Origin of the sequence: Bradyrhizobium sp. I71 (assembly GCF_022354745.1) — a bacterium.
In the GTDB taxonomy this organism is placed as follows: domain Bacteria; phylum Pseudomonadota; class Alphaproteobacteria; order Rhizobiales; family Xanthobacteraceae; genus Bradyrhizobium; species Bradyrhizobium liaoningense.
On the sequence record NZ_CP059398.1, the window covers coordinates 6,508,476 to 6,523,263 of the forward strand.

A 14,788-nucleotide genomic window follows, 5' to 3' on the forward strand; every position below is an offset into this window, starting at 1 on the left:
AGAGTTCGGTTCCGCGGCGCCACTCCAAGCGGGAGCGACCTGCCAGGGACCGTCCGGTCGGCCCAAGTTGTCGGGAATTGCCAAGTCTGAGTTGACGGTCGTCAATACCTGCCCGAACGCTTCGGTAGACCCTAAGCCGTCAAAAGAAGTGGAGCCGGTGGTGGAACGTAACACGAGCAGTGCATTCGCCAGAGCTTTCGGTCTGCTATGGCGGCGGCAATGGGTCATATATCTGTGCCTATTGTTGACGTCCGGCGCGGCCTTTCTCTACTACGCAGCGGTTGGAGACCGTTACGAGGCCTACGTCTTGCTCCGTGCCGGGCAGGGGATCAAGGAACGCTCTTCGAGCAACGCAGCCTCGCCATTCGGGGAAGGCGTTGACCTCCAAAGTCGCATGGAATCCCTGTCGCGGATCGCCAAGATCGATCTGGTCATCTTGGAAGCGGCGAAGAACGTCGGCTACGAGAGGCTATCGTCCGACGCAAATCCAACGCTTCTGGCCAGGTTTATGGCCTGGGGCAAGGAGATCGATCTTCGGGATGTGTTCGCCACGGAATCTGCAGAGCCGAAGGAGCGGCCGAAGCCTGTCGACGAGACGGAAGAAGATATCGAGCGTAACCAGGCGGGGATTCTCAGCTTGCGAGACCGCGTGAATGCGAAACAGGAGGGGCGCTCCGATCTGTTGAGGATAACGTTCCGTCACAAGAATCCGGTGGTCGCCGCGAGCTATCTGAACGAGCTCGCGAGCGCGTTGGTCACGGTGCAAAGCCTGGACGTGCAAATGCCGGGCGCGCAGGAGTTCTTCCAGCAACAAACGAAGCGGCTGGAGGAGGAGGCCGAGATCGCTGCAGCGGATCTGAAGCGCTTCTCCGTCGAAGCCTCAATCTATGCCGTCGACGACCAGCGGCAGCTGCTGCTCAAACGCGCCAGTGATCTGTCTGCGCTGATTGCCACGACGCGAGGAGCGATCGAGGACAAGAAGGGACAGAAACTGTCGGTCGCCGATCAGTTGGCCATATTGCGGCCTGTTGCCCAGAACAAGGCCGTGAGTAGGATGGTGACCACTCTCGGAGGGCAAGATAACCGTAAGAGTCTTGACCCGGTCGCCAAGCCGCCTGAGCATTTCGAGGAGCAGCCGCCGTTGCTTCTGATCAAGGTTTACCAGGACAACATGGCAACGCTGATGAAGCTGAATGCCGAACTCAATGGGCAGACGGAACTCCTGAATCAACTCGGCATGGAGCTCGAGAAGGTGAACGCGGAGCTGGCCTCGCTTTCCGCGAAGGAAGCGGAGTACGGAAGATTGAAACGCGTTCTCACAACCGCATCGTCTGCCGCCGCACAATATGCAGCTCGTATTCTCGAGGAGCAGATAAGCTCCGAGGTCGCCAAGAAGAGCCAGCTCTCCAGCCTTAGAGTGGTGCAGAAGGCCATAACGCCAACAGCGCCTGTGTTTCCGCAAGTCTCGCATCTGATCGCGTTGGCGGCCGCTGGCGGAGTTCTGCTCGGCTTGGGTGCCATCTTCGGTCCCGCGCTTGCCAAGACCACCATGCATCCGGCGTCGAGCTCGGTCACCGGCGCCGAAGATCACGATCCTATCAAGAGCTTGTTGATGGCTGCCCAAAGAGGAGATGGCGTGAGGTCGCTACATGCTGCCGGGCGGGCCGACTACGAGGAAGGCGGTGTCGGGAGTGATGCACGATCATCCAGAATGCCTCCGTTACGGGGGTGAAAACAGTGATGTCATGCGTGCGCCGTGTGAGACGTCGGTAGCCACCGCCGGTACCAAGGGCAATCCCGACATGAAGATATTCAGCATTTGTTGTGTTCGAGACGAGAACGACATTGTCGGCGAGACGCTGAAAGCGGCTCTCGCATGGAGCGATCGGATCTTCGTTTTCGACAATGGAAGCACCGATGGAACCTGGGAGACGCTTCAGGACCTCGCGAAGCGCTATCCCAAGATCGAGCTCGTTGGCCACGACGATCGCACGTTCACCGACGAACTCCGCGGAGAAATATTCGAGGCCCGACGGCACGTAGCGTCGCCGGGGGACTGGTGGTGCAGGCTCGATGCTGACGAGTTCTTCATCGATGACCCGGCACAGTTTCTTGGGAACGTGCCCCAAAGCTATGGCTTCGTCTTTTCGGCAACAATGAACTTCTATTTCACGGATGCCGATTTGAAGAACTACGAGGAGAATCCGGCGGCATGGCTCGCCCGTCCCGTGCAAGAGCGGCTCAGGTACTATCAGAACAATTGGAGCGAGCCGCGCTTCGTTCGCCATCGGAGGGATCTGCGCTGGGGTGGACTGATCTGGCCCCACAACCGCGGGCGGACATTGTCATCGCGGATACGTTTGAAGCATTTCCCATATCGCTCGCCGGCGCAGATATCCAAGCGGCTGGCGATACGCCAACAGCAGCCGGGACTGTTCAAGCACGAGGCGAACCGAGCGCTCGCGAAAGGTGGTCAGTCTGACTGGATCGATAAGGACCCGATGCCCGTGCATGAGCTGGCCTCCTGGCGCGATCGCGTGAGGGAGGCGGCCGAATGTGACGTTGATCGGGGCGATGGAATGTTCCTCACGCGCGATGACCTGATGCCTCCACTTCCATCGCCGGCCTTGGACCTGGTGAAGGTCGGCCTGCGGCGGACCGAGGTGGGGAGAGCAATGCTGTCAACGCTCGTGAGATGGCGTCGAAGTCAGTTCGGCTAGCGGTAAGCCATTTGGCCCACCGGCGCGCAAGATCAACGGCCTGGCCGAGTTGGACTGAAATTGATAGGGAGCGGAGAGATGATGGTGAAAGAGCGACTGAAATCGTTTGTAAGGTCGACAGGCTACGAAATTCGCCGTCATCACCCGAATTTGGCGGAGTTCCTCCAATCTCGTTCCGTGGGCCTTGTTCTGGACGTCGGCGCGAACGAGGGCCAGTTCGTGGACGATCTGCGATCGCAGGGATACGCAGGGCGGATCGTCTCCTTCGAGCCCGTGCTTGACGTGTTCAAAAGGCTCGAGAAGAGGTGCGAGGCCGATCAGAAATGGGATTGCCGAAATATCGCATTGGGAGATGTCAATGGGGTCATCCAGATCAATGTGAGCAAGAACACGGCCATGAGTTCTATCGTCAACCAGACCGAGATCGGCCGGAACAGCATCTACGAATCCGAAGTAGTTCGCGTCGACAAGGTCCGGATCGCCACGCTCGATTCGATATTTGAGGAGTTTGCCGGAGAGCGTGTGTTCCTGAAGGTCGATACGCAGGGATTCGAGCAAAGCGTCCTGCGCGGTGGTGTCAACGCGCTTCATACCCTGCTTGGCGTTCAACTCGAATTGCCCCTGATCCATCTCTATGAGGATACCTGGAAGTTCGATGAAGCAGTCCGATTCATGCGCGAGGCTGGCTTCACGCTGAGCCAGTTGCGTCCGGTGACCTACTACTCCAGGGATCCCGCTTCGCTGCTCGAGGTAGATTGCCTGTTTAGGCGGACTGACTACGCCGATGGCTTTAGCTAAGACTAGTCGCCGAACATTCTTGAATCTGCAACTAGGCGCCCACTCTGCGGGAATAGGCGTTCGAGCTCGGGAAGCCGAACAGCAACCAGTAGCGCCATAGTGCGATGATAAGCGATGTCAACAGAATTGCTGCTCCGGCGCCATGGAGCCCGGCGAGCGGCAGCAGCGCCAATTGTGCTACCACCAGAATGCCTACCGAGGCCAGGTTCGTGACCGTCGTCAGACGGTCTAGATGCGCTGTAAACAGGCCCAAGGCTCCGAAATCGGCCATATAGCGCACCGCCAGCCCAGCTACTATCAACCAGAATGCCGACCACTGGGCGACAAGCCCGGGTTGAGCGACCCATGGCAGGAGCACCTGGAAAGCAAATCCGATTGCCGTGCTGAGCGCGGCGGTCGCGAATGCGGTCGTCTGCAGGTAGCGCCAGGCCAGCAGCCGGTGCGCAGAGGGACCGCTGGTCCGATATGCGCTGATCAGCGATGGTCGTTGCTTTTGTTGTAGGACGAGAGCCAGGAATGTGGTTGCAGAATTGCCGACCGTCCAGAAGAGGAAGTAGATGCCGGCGACTTTCAAACCGAGGAACAGTGTGATCAGGTAGCGGTCGATATACTGGCTCGTGATAAAGCCGAGGTCGCTCAGCAGCATGAGGAAGGACTTCTGGATCGCGTCGGTGATCACTCTGAGCCTGAACGGCCGAGAGAAGGATGCCCGCCATGGCCATGACCGGCTGAGGGCAGCGAACAGCCCCATCGAGGCGACACCTCCCACCAACCAGAAGCCGAACAGATGCGAAAGCGATCTGAAGCTGGGGTCCCAAATAGCGAGCGGAATATAGATCAGGATCCAGGCTGCGCCGCGGATGAAGCCGATGGCGTTTGCCCAGACGTGGTGCTGCAGGCTGGAAAGGAGGTAAAAAATGTCATTGCCAACGTGCTCGAACATGATCACGGCAACGATGAGGATCCAGAGAGGCGAAGTGCCGACGAGGACGGTGAAGAGCGTCGTGATCGTCAGAAGGACCGCGTACGCAAAGGCCACGAAGCCCCAATAGTGGCGCATGCTGTCGATCATTTCGCTGGTGGAGGCTGTTACGGCGTCGCGCATCAGCAGGTGGTTCATGCCAAGATTGACCACGATCGGAACGGCTGCGATCGCGCCGGCGGCGAGGCCATAAAGACCCAGCGACGACAAGTCGAGATAGCGGGCAATGAACAGGGCGAGACCGAACTTGCAGCCCATGACGCTCGCCCGCATGGCCATGACCATGAGATCGACGAGGAGGCGGCTGGGTGAGCCGGGCAGAGCTGGTGTGCTCATGATGCAGGCAGTGAATTAGGCATAACGTCACCATCGCCTTGATCTCGCGTTCGGTTCGCTTGATCGGAAAACCAGTGAATCTTGGGTCAGCCTATGGGTGCAAGAGCCGGGCGAATTTGAGGGCTATCAATAACGGTTCAAGCCGATAAATTGTGGCCGACCGTTTTGCACTTGGTATCGGAATCGTGTGCGGGGAGACCGACCATAACTCGTGCCATTGCCGTCAAGCGAGTTGTTCCGGGGTGCCGCGCCTCAGACGACGCAGGCGAGCGGCGAGAAGCGGCGGACAAAGGGCGACAACAACGAAGCGAAGGACAGCTTGCAGGCTCACACCGTGGAGATCGCGACGGAAGTGCCAGGCCATGCTCAACATATCGAGCATGCTTGCTCCGTTCTTGCGAACGTCTGTCAGCGCGATCAGCCCGCGACGTGCGAAGCAACGCCAAGCCTGGAGCTGGATGGTCTTGCGCAGCTGTGTGTCCTGAACACAAATCTCCGCAGTGTCCGCGATCAAATCGGCTACCTTGCGTCCGTCGTGCAGAAGCCGTTCCACCCCCAATCGAGCCGTTTCGGAATCGTCGTGATAGGTGTAGGTTGCGCAGGCCTCGTTGACGAGACCGGCCTTGCCGAGAAGCAGCAGCGGCGCCCATGCAGCGACGTCGGCAGTGTGCGGCAGATCGAGCGGGATGCCGCCACGTTCGCGCAGAAGGGCGGTGCGCATCACCACGCCGCACATATTGACGGTGATCTGGTCAGTAAGGAACGCATTCAGAATCGCAGTGCCGTCCCGAATGCCGGTATCGAGAGTCCGGCTGACGCGCGGGGAGCGCGTTTGACCGAGTGAGGCCGCGTGTAGATTGCTCAGGGTAATGACGATCGGAAGTTGCGGGTGTTGGCGAATGAGCGTCACGCATCGCTCGAGCAGCTCCGGCATGATCCTGTCGTCATCGGATACGAAGATGATGTAGTCGCCTCGGGCATTCGCGAGACATGCATTCCAGTTCGGGAGCAGGCCGATATTCGTCTCCTGGGTGATGACGCGCAATCGCAGGTCGCTAAACTCGCCCAAGATCTGTGCCGTATCGTCCGGCGAAGCGTTGTTCGAGACGAGAACCTCGAAATGAGGGTAGGTCTGCGCCAAGGCAGATGCGATGCATCCTCTCAACAGCGCGGCCCTATTGTATGTAGGAATTGCGATCGTTACGTAAGGATGGTCAGTCTTTGCCGAAAGTGCGCTGTTCACGGCTCTGCTAGCAGAACTCGCGGGCGAACACTCCATGATATTTCCCGAATGTGTCATGGATTTCGGTTGTCAGGACTGTCGTCGCGGCAACCGCCACGAGAGGCTTGACCCGGCGTTTCTTGGCTTCCGATCGGAGGTGGACTTGCTGCAATGCATGGCCGGCTCCTTCCATGTGCGATATCGTATGGACGGCGAACGGCAATATTCTGGGCGCGCCCAGCATCATCTAAGCTGATACAGGCATGTCGGAGTTGACGGCTATCAATTCCGCGAGGCTGCTCGTAGAGCGGCGCCTGCTGGCTGGAAGGCGCTCCTCCGCGCTCGCAACGCAAACCGCGGGGGCCGTAAATCGGCGCCCCGCGATTTGACTTATAGCCTATCGCCGGGGAACTAGTGTTGTGCCGGCAACGAGAGCGTCTGCGAGAGCAAAGTGGTCGTATCGGTTGCAAGGGGACCACTCGTCACCGCACCGGTCGTGATCGCATCGGTCGCGGTGTACTGGTTCATCAGCGCAACTGCCTGGCTTGCACTGCTCAGCAGGGACGCCGAGGCAGGGTTTGCCTGCTTAGCAACCAAGGACACATTGTCATAGAGCGCACCGAGCCCGTCACCACCCTGGCTCGCAACCTCGCGGAATGTCACGCGGTCCTGTCCACCTGTCCCGGTCACCGTGAAATCATAGTTCTTCCAGTCGGCGTCTGGCGGAACGACCCCAACGACCGAGCCATTCCAGAGGACTTCGATCGAACATGTCGAGTCTGAGAACCCCGGCCGTGAGCGCGCGTCGAAGGAAAGAGCATATTGCTGACCGGCGACCGTTTTCACATCCTGGTAAAGTCCATCACGGGCTCCGAGATAGTCCAGTTCGCCGTAATTGCCGCCGTCACTTGCTGTCGCGCCGTTCAGATTATTCCAGAGCTCGATGGTTCCGCCACTAATGGCGTGCCAGCCGGGAATGGCATCGAAGCCCGCCCAGCCGCCGGGCGCCAGTGAAGATGACTCGAACGACCCGTTCATCAGGAGATTCTTATCCCCGACCTCCGGCAGCGGAGTGGTTGGCGCCGCTGTGGTGGCGGTGAGCTCGATATTGTCATAGAGGGCACCCAAGCCATCGCTACCTTGGCTGGCCACTTCGCGGAAGGTCAGGCGATCGTTGCTGCCAGTGCCCACGACCTTGAAATCATAGTTGGTCCAGTCGCTGCCGGGTGGAACAGTCGCGATGACCGAGTCATTCCACAACACCTCGATCGAGCAGGTTGTACCGGTGAATCCGGGGCGCGAGCGTGCATCGAAGGACAGTTGGTAAACCTGTCCCGCGACGGTCTTTACGTCCTGGTAGAATCCATCCCGAGCACCGAGATAGTCGAGCTCGCCAAAATTGCCGCCATCGCTCGCCCTGACTCCATTGATATTGTTCCAGAGCTCTATCGTGCCGCCGGAGATCGCGGTCCAGCCCGAAATCGACTTATAAGCTCCCCAGCGGCCCTCACCGAGGGGCGACGAGTCCGTCGTCTCGAACGACCCGTTGACCAGCAGGTTCTTTCCGTTTGCCGGCGGTGAGATGAGGGGCTCGCTCACCGTCACATTCAGGGCACCAGACTTCGTGCTGACATTGCCTGCAGCATCGGTGGCCATCGCAGTAAACGCGTGGTTCCCGACGGCCAACTGTGCCGTCGTCAGGCTCCAGGCGCCGCCTGCGTTAGCTTGAGTTGTGCCCAAGACGGTCGTTCCCTCAAGGACCTTGACCGTGCTGCCTGCTTCCGCTGTGCCCGTCAGCGTCAATTGGCTGACGTTGGTCACCTTGTCCCCGACGGTACCAGTATCCGGTGTGAATGCCGTGATCCTGGGTGCCACCGGCGCGAGCGTGTCCACCCGCATACTGAGAGAAGCCGATTGTGGACTGACGTTGCCTGCAGCGTTTGTGGCGGTCGCGGTGAAGGCATGGTTCCCATCTGCCAACTGGGCAGTGGTCAGGCTCCAGGTGCCACTCGCATTGGCCTTGGCCGTACCAATTACGGTCGAGCCCTCAAATACCTTGATGGTGCTGCCCGCTTCTGCCGTTCCGCTCAGCGTCAGTTGTTTGGCATTGGTGACCTGGTCTCCGACGGTACCCGCATCCGGCGTGATTGCGACTATCTTGGGCGATGCCGGTGCTACCGTGTCAGGAGCCTCGACTGGAGGCGGTTGAGTGGATCCAAGCAGAGGCGGAGGCAAGTTTGCCTGGAACGCCGCGGTGCTCATGGAATAGTAACCGATCGTCTTCCATTGCGTCGATAGCTCAACCCAGTTGCTGCCTCCGACACCTGGATTGTTGCTGTGGTCGTCAAGATACGGCGCTGACGCGTTGCGCCACCAGTCCACGCCAACCATACCCACCAGATTCGCGTTGGGGTCGGTCTGCCTCATGTCCATCTGGACGTAAACGCCGTCGACCGTACCAGCCGCATAAGTCCCACGCGCTCCGTACCAGAAATGATCGTTGTATCCGGTCGAAGGCGCATCAAAGCTCACCGCTCCGCTTGCCAGGGTTGTCACTTGCATCGGGTAACCTGAGTTACCGCTGAAATCAGTGACGAAATGTCCGCCTGCGATTCCAAGCTGTGACTGGTCCTGAACCAGCAACCACTGGCCGGTCTCCTTGATATGGACGTAGGTTTTTGCGTTCGCGACTTCGATGTCCGAATTTGGGGACGCGGGAGCCCCTTCTTCCGTATAGACTTGCGCCCAACCTTCGACCGCGGTGAAGTCGGCAGGCGGGGTTAGCAGTCCATCAGGATTCCAACCCTTGTACCAATTGTAGCTGTGCGGAACACCGTCTGGATAACCCTCGCTCTGCCCAAGCGTGTTTTGTTTGATCAGCTCTGATAACGAAATCCCCATTTCACCTTTCCTAGTCGTTCGAATTTGTGATGTGAGATGACTGTGTTGTGCGGCATACGTTCGACGCCGACCGCGAAGGCGGACAGCCAGAACGCATGCTCGACCTCACGCCGCTCGCCTGCTGCTTCTGCTGATACTCGAGAATTGCAAGAGCTGGGGCCGGACGCCCTGCGGCCATCTCTTGCACCACCGAATCGGACTTACCGAATCACTTTGAGCCTTCCCCATAAGCATGAACCAAGCCAGAAAAAGTTCAACCGACCATGTCGCGGCGAACTCTTCGCAGCTTCTGTGACTGCACTCATTTCGAGCAATTGGTCGTCAGAGAGACGACCTGCAAATGTATTCCGGCGCATTTCGCGATTTCACGCTTGCAACAGAATCTGTCGTCAATGTGATTGATTTGTTGCCGAATGGGGTGTCAGTGAGGCGCTCTCCTATCATTGCCGTCATATGGCCGCGTTTACTTCTCGAAGCAGCAGGAGCAAACGGATAGCCAGCCCTGCTATCGCGAGGAAATATCGGCCGTTCTTGTCTTTCGCGCACTGTGCGGTGGTCGTACGGGGAGCGCGTTGCGTCGAATTGTCCCGCCTTGGCGAGGCGCGTGCCGCCTCTGACATTTGAGACTTCGGACATCGGAGTGTGGTGGCCAGAATCGGTGCGACGAGAGGTTGCCGTGTCCGCTACCATTGCGCCGCTCACTATTGAGCATCGTCAACTCGATCGGAAACGTTGGAGCCAAGTGAGAAGAATGGCGTCTCTCTGAACGGTAAATGCGTAAGGTAGATGCCATGCGTAATCGGCCGCCGAGTGACGGGTCCGACGTTGGAATTGAGCGGTCCGGGATACATCGCGAGATAGCTGACGAGGAGTGCGGCCAGATCCTCTCCGGTGCGGTTCGAGGCGAGCACGGAAGCAACGAAGCCGACAAGGCTGACGAGAAGCAGCCGGCGCGAAAAAGCGATCCGGGTTCGATTGAGCAACAGCGCCACTCCGCACAGGCGCGCAGGAGATCGAATCCTGCGGGTCGTCCCTTCGCCGCTTCCCACTTGTCACCAATCGACCTCGTCGCGTGCCCGCCAGGGTAGTAGGCGTTCGCCTCGAACTTCGAACATTGGCAGCTCGGATCGGCAAGTTGACGAACGTCGGATCGTTACGTGCGCGAACGCTTGTGATGACGAGAGGTGCCGCATCGAGCGAGGCCGCTTTGCCGAGTTGACGGTCATCAACTCGGTCGTGCCGCAGCGAACTACGGTCCGGGCTGCGCCATCCGAAAATGCATCCGCGCATGTTCGGTGGGGAACCCAGGATAGGAGATCCCTATGAAGGTTGTTATTCTCGCCGGTGGCTACGGTACGAGATTGAGCGAGCACACTTCGGTGGTCCCGAAGCCGCTGGTTGAAATCGGTGGTCGTCCGATCCTGTGGCATATCATGAAGCTGTATTCCCACCACGGCCTGAACGAGTTCGTCATTTGCTGTGGCTACAAGGGTACGGTGATCAAAGACTATTTCATGAGCTATTTGTCCCATCAGGGAGACTTCACGATCGACCTTCAGCGGAACCGCGTCGAAGTGCATCGCAACGGATCGGAGCCCTGGCAGGTTACGCTGGTCGATACCGGAGAGAAGACGATGACCGGGGGACGCATCAAGCGAGTGCGCGAGCATCTCGGGAATTCGACCTTCTGCATGACATACGGCGATGGCGTCGGCGACGTCGACATCCGTGCGCTAATCAAATTTCACCATCAACAGGGCGCCCTGGCGACGGTCACCGCGGTCCAGTTGCCGGGCCGCTTTGGCGCGATCAATCTCTCGTCTGACCGCCCCCGCGCGGCCGGCTTCCGCGAGAAGGACGCGAGCGACGGTCAGGTCATCAACGGCGGGTTCTTCGTCATCGAACCTCAGGCCCTCGATCTCATCGACGACGATAGCACGAGCTGGGAAAGCGAGCCTCTTGCCCGTCTGACCGAGCAGGACCAACTGGCTGTCTACAGGCACCGCGGCTACTGGCAGAATATGGATACCCTGCGCGACAAGGCCATTCTGCAGGATCTCTGGGATAGCGGAAATCCACCCTGGTGCGTCTGGAATAAGGACGCCGTCGCGAATGGAAGCGCCAAGGTACAGCACCCCGCAATCCCGGATCGGGCGACCCTTTGAGGAGATGAATCACATGCGCGTTCTCTTCACTGGAGCTGACGGATATATCGGGGCGGTGCTCGGCCCGAGACTGCTTGATCAGGGTTACGATGCGGTCGGGATCGACACGGGTCTCTACCGCCGCGGCTGGCTGTTCGATGACGGCAGGACTCGTCCAATGGTCATGTCGCGCGACACGCGGCAGCTGTCGCCGTCTGATTTGGAGGGCTTTGACGCCGTGGTTCACCTGGCGGAGCTCTCCAATGATCCGCTGGGGGAGAATGATCCTGCGATCACGATGGAGATCAACCATCGTGGCTCTGTAGAGTTTGCCCGCAAGTGCAAGCAGGCGGGCATCGGGCGATTCATCTATGCGTCCTCATGCAGCATCTATGGAGCGGCCGGCAGCGAGGTGAAATCCGAGACGTCCTCTTGCGAACCTCAGACGGCCTACGCGCGATGCAAAGTGCTCGTCGAGCGCGATCTCGTCGAACTGACCGACTCCCGGTTCACGCCCGTGTTTCTACGTAACGCGACCGCGTTCGGAGCGTCTCCCCGACAGCGCTTCGATCTCGTCCTGAACAACCTTGCAGGGTGGGCGTTCACGACGGGGAAGATTCGCGTCATGAGCGACGGCACGCCCTGTCGCCCATTGGTCCACATCGAGGACATCTGCCAGGCGATCTTGTGCGCTCTGAAAGCGCCGCGCGAAGCGGTTTGCGCCGAGGCGTTCAATGTCGGCGATGAAAGTCAGAACTATACGGTGCGAGAGATCGCGGAGATCGTGAACGACACGTTCACCGGCTGCGATCTTTCCTTCGGCCCCAGTGGCCCGGACAATCGCAGCTATCGGGTGTCCTTTGCGAAGATCAAGGCCCACATGCCGGATTTCCGTTGCCAGTGGAATGCGCAACGTGGTGCGCGACAGCTAAAGGGAGTGTTCCAGCGCATCCAACTGGATGAGGCGACCTTCAATTCCGCGCCATTTACGCGCCTGTCGGAGCTTCGCCACTTGCAGCATACTGAGCAGTTGGACCCTCATTTGCGCTGGACGCCAATTCCTGAATTCCTTCCGGCGATTGCGCGCACTTAGTGTTCTCTGCTGCGAAAAGGTTCACGCATTTGTCTGCCGACGCCGATGGAACCATATGGGGCCATCGGCGCAGCAGTGTCTGGAAACGAATATTTATAATCAGTTGACTCTTTCCCAACAAATCATAATATTTTCCGCAATGCAGAAGAGAAGGAACACCTAGCAGAATATCGAAGTCATATTGTCGTTTCATTGGTTCAGACTGCCAACGATGTGAGAGTCCCGGGTAAGAGTACGGGATTGTTCGGAGATTGCGCAGTGGCTGTTATTCTAATTGTTGATCAGCATAGTGTTTATCGCAGTGGCCTCCGAGATGTGATCGAGGCCCGTTTTAAGAAGTCCCGCGTCATAGACGCGTCACAGCTTGAGAATTGCGAGCTTGAGACAAGCATCGATTTGATCCTGATCGATCTGGGTAGTCTTAACCAAAGTTCGCTCGCGGTCCTCTCGGAAATCGTCGACTTAAGACCCGCAACTCGTATTGCGGTGATGTCGGCTTCGAGCAGCCGAACGGACGTGTTGAAATGTCTTTCGGCTGGCTTTCACGGATTCCTGCCCAAGCTTCAGGCGGATGAGGAATTGCTGTCGGCAGTCGGCGATCTGCTGTCTGGGCGCATTTATGTTCCGCGATGGTTGGCGGATGATGATGTGAGCCGACCGGAGCCCCCTCAGACCGTTAACTTCAATTTGGAAGCTCTGCGATTGACACGTCGGCAACGCGAAATTCTTCCGCTGCTGGCTCAGGGAATGTCGAACAAAGAGATCGCGCGCGAGCTGAGCATCGCGGAAGGCACCAGCAAGATCCATACAGCGGCGCTCCTGCGCGCGCTCTGTGCGCGCAATCGGACGGAGGCGGCCTTTATCGCTGCGAAGTTGGTCGGTCCCAAGGACAGGCTGGCTCGTAAAATGACAAGCAAGAGGTTCTCGATGGACCAGGGGAATGGCTCAGGCCCTGGCTCCGAGTTGATCGTTGGCGATCGATGGGCGCAGTCCACGGACAGGTTTGCCTTTCGAAGACCAGCCGGGTGATCGGCGCATTCCCTGGCCTGAGCGTGCTCAGCAATCGAGTCTCGTTCGGCGGCGGCCTACTGGAGATGGCCTCATGGAGGCCACGTCTCCGGTGATGGCGTAAGCTCCCTGCAGCAAAGCCGTTCCCGCCCCCCTGACATCTGTCGTTGCGGTTCAGCTGCCTTGTGGTGGACACTGGAGTGTCACCAGTAGGATCGGGTTGCCATGCGCCAGCGCAACCGAGGAGCCGCCGGTGATCCGCAGTATCATGCAGCTCCGCACGCGTGCGGACGAGAAGATCAAAACCTTGTCGTTCGGGTCGAGGCGTGACTGGCTGCATCGGTGGATCGACGTCACATCGGTGAAAGGCGCTGCGCCAGGGATGCATCGTCAGGCCTGGCAAGCGTTGCCGTGTCAACTCCTGAGCATTGCCCTGGCGCGGGCGGCTGGCTACCATGGGATTCATAGGAACCTCTCGTGAGGCTCGTTCTCAAGCGTAATTCTTCCCAAGATCGACCCAGGGAAGGCGCTGTTGAGTTGGGCAAAGGTGGCGCACGCGTGAGCAGTTCTTCCGCGAAGTAGCACGAGCTTTTTGCGCTTTTGAATGCCGCATAGGCAGCGGATAGTTTTACGACTAACGGGACTAGTCCAACCGGCCTATGTGGAACCCGTATAATCCTAACGCTTTAGCCTGAATATCCCTCGAATTAAGTACGTCTACACTGAAGGGTATTGGATTACGTGCTGAGGTGATTTCAAATGCTTACAGAATCCACATTTCTCCAGAACACAAAACCCCCTTCACAACTTCATAAATCGAACAAACTTCCCGATTTCCGACGCCCGTCTACGTCCTTCGTACCTCGCTGCAGAGCTCTCTTTTGGGAAGGAGAGGAAGAAGCTCAGAAGATCGAGATCGTCGAGGGCGTCGTACGGGCGGTCCGCCTTCTGGAGAACGGAAATCGCCAAATCCTCGCTTTCTACTGGCCCGGCGATGTCGTCATGCCGACCCATTCAACCCATCAGCAGTTTACTGCGGAAGCCGTGACAGATTGTCGCGTCATTCGATCGAGAACTTCTGGAGTTTGCCGGAGCGATGAGCCCTGTGGTGCCCACCAGGTCCTGGCAGATACCCTCACCTTGGTGATGACCATGAGCCAGAAGAATTGTGTGGCGCGTATCGCCTGGCTGTTGCTGCGCATTCGGCCACACTTGCCTGCAGACCCCAAGCGGCCTGGTGCACTCCGACTTCAGTTGCCCCGGGCCGATATCGCAGACCACGTTGGAACGTCGCTCGAAACGGTTTGTCGTACGCTGGCCGAGTTCAAGGCGAAGAAGGTCATCGACCTTCCAAATCGCAAGACGATCAAGTTCACCGATATCGAGGGGCTCGCGAGGATTTCCAACGGGCGAGCAGTTTGATTAAGGCGCGATGCGATCAGGATGAATCGTCATCGCGCTTTCGGTTATTGTCTAAGCATGATCTTTTCGGAGAACCGCTACGCACTTCTCCGGATCATGCTCTAGACCGATCCATGTCTCGAGCATCCCGCATCGAACCGTTCCTTGCGGTCGCGGCGGGTG

At 58.5% G+C, this 14,788-nt stretch carries 11 protein-coding genes; 7 read left to right on the top strand and 4 right to left on the bottom strand.

The window, feature by feature from the left end:
• The first annotated feature begins 91 nt into the window (after positions 1-91).
• The 3 genes from FJV43_RS31050 (at position 92) to FJV43_RS31060 (ending at position 3,518) form a co-directional block, all read left to right on the top strand.
• On the top strand, positions 92-1,732 hold the full coding sequence (locus tag FJV43_RS31050) for a hypothetical protein (RefSeq protein WP_239622825.1): 1,641 nt from the start codon (positions 92-94) through the stop codon (positions 1,730-1,732).
• Between the two features lie 70 nt (positions 1,733-1,802).
• Positions 1,803-2,720: a glycosyltransferase family 2 protein gene (locus FJV43_RS31055; protein ID WP_239622826.1), complete on the top strand. Its 918-nt coding sequence runs from the start codon at positions 1,803-1,805 to the stop codon at positions 2,718-2,720.
• A gap of 78 nt (positions 2,721-2,798) precedes the next feature.
• Positions 2,799-3,518: an FkbM family methyltransferase gene (locus tag FJV43_RS31060; RefSeq protein WP_239622827.1), complete on the top strand. Its 720-nt coding sequence runs from the start codon at positions 2,799-2,801 to the stop codon at positions 3,516-3,518.
• A gap of 31 nt (positions 3,519-3,549) precedes the next feature.
• Here FJV43_RS31060 and FJV43_RS31065 read toward each other — a convergent pair whose 3' ends face one another.
• From FJV43_RS31065 to FJV43_RS31080, 4 genes are all read right to left on the bottom strand, one after another.
• Positions 3,550-4,836, bottom strand: a complete 1,287-nt coding sequence (locus tag FJV43_RS31065; protein ID WP_239622828.1) for a polysaccharide biosynthesis protein — start codon at positions 4,834-4,836, stop codon at positions 3,550-3,552.
• Between the two features lie 223 nt (positions 4,837-5,059).
• The gene (locus tag FJV43_RS31070; RefSeq protein ID WP_239622829.1) at positions 5,060-6,115 is read right to left on the bottom strand and encodes a glycosyltransferase family 2 protein; all 1,056 of its coding nucleotides are present in this window, start codon (positions 6,113-6,115) and stop codon (positions 5,060-5,062) included.
• A 354-nt stretch (positions 6,116-6,469) separates the two neighbouring features.
• A complete protein-coding gene (locus FJV43_RS31075; protein ID WP_239622830.1) occupies positions 6,470-8,959 on the bottom strand; it encodes an Ig-like domain-containing protein in 2,490 nt (829 codons plus the stop codon).
• A gap of 701 nt (positions 8,960-9,660) precedes the next feature.
• A complete protein-coding gene (locus FJV43_RS31080; protein ID WP_239622831.1) occupies positions 9,661-9,942 on the bottom strand; it encodes a hypothetical protein in 282 nt (93 codons plus the stop codon).
• 339 nt (positions 9,943-10,281) lie between these two features.
• On the opposite strand from FJV43_RS31080, the gene rfbF reads away from it, so the two are divergent.
• From rfbF to FJV43_RS31100, 4 genes are all read left to right on the top strand, one after another.
• Positions 10,282-11,124, top strand: a complete 843-nt coding sequence (gene rfbF, locus FJV43_RS31085) for a glucose-1-phosphate cytidylyltransferase (protein ID WP_239622832.1) — start codon at positions 10,282-10,284, stop codon at positions 11,122-11,124.
• A 13-nt stretch (positions 11,125-11,137) separates the two neighbouring features.
• Positions 11,138-12,196, top strand: coding sequence for an SDR family oxidoreductase (locus FJV43_RS31090; protein WP_239622833.1), 1,059 nt, complete (start codon positions 11,138-11,140; stop codon positions 12,194-12,196).
• Positions 12,197-12,454: 258 nt separating this feature from the next.
• A complete protein-coding gene (locus tag FJV43_RS31095; protein WP_239622834.1) occupies positions 12,455-13,225 on the top strand; it encodes a response regulator transcription factor in 771 nt (256 codons plus the stop codon).
• 738 nt (positions 13,226-13,963) lie between these two features.
• Positions 13,964-14,626, top strand: a complete 663-nt coding sequence (locus FJV43_RS31100) for a helix-turn-helix domain-containing protein (RefSeq protein ID WP_239622835.1) — start codon at positions 13,964-13,966, stop codon at positions 14,624-14,626.
• The last annotated feature ends 162 nt before the right edge of the window (positions 14,627-14,788 follow it).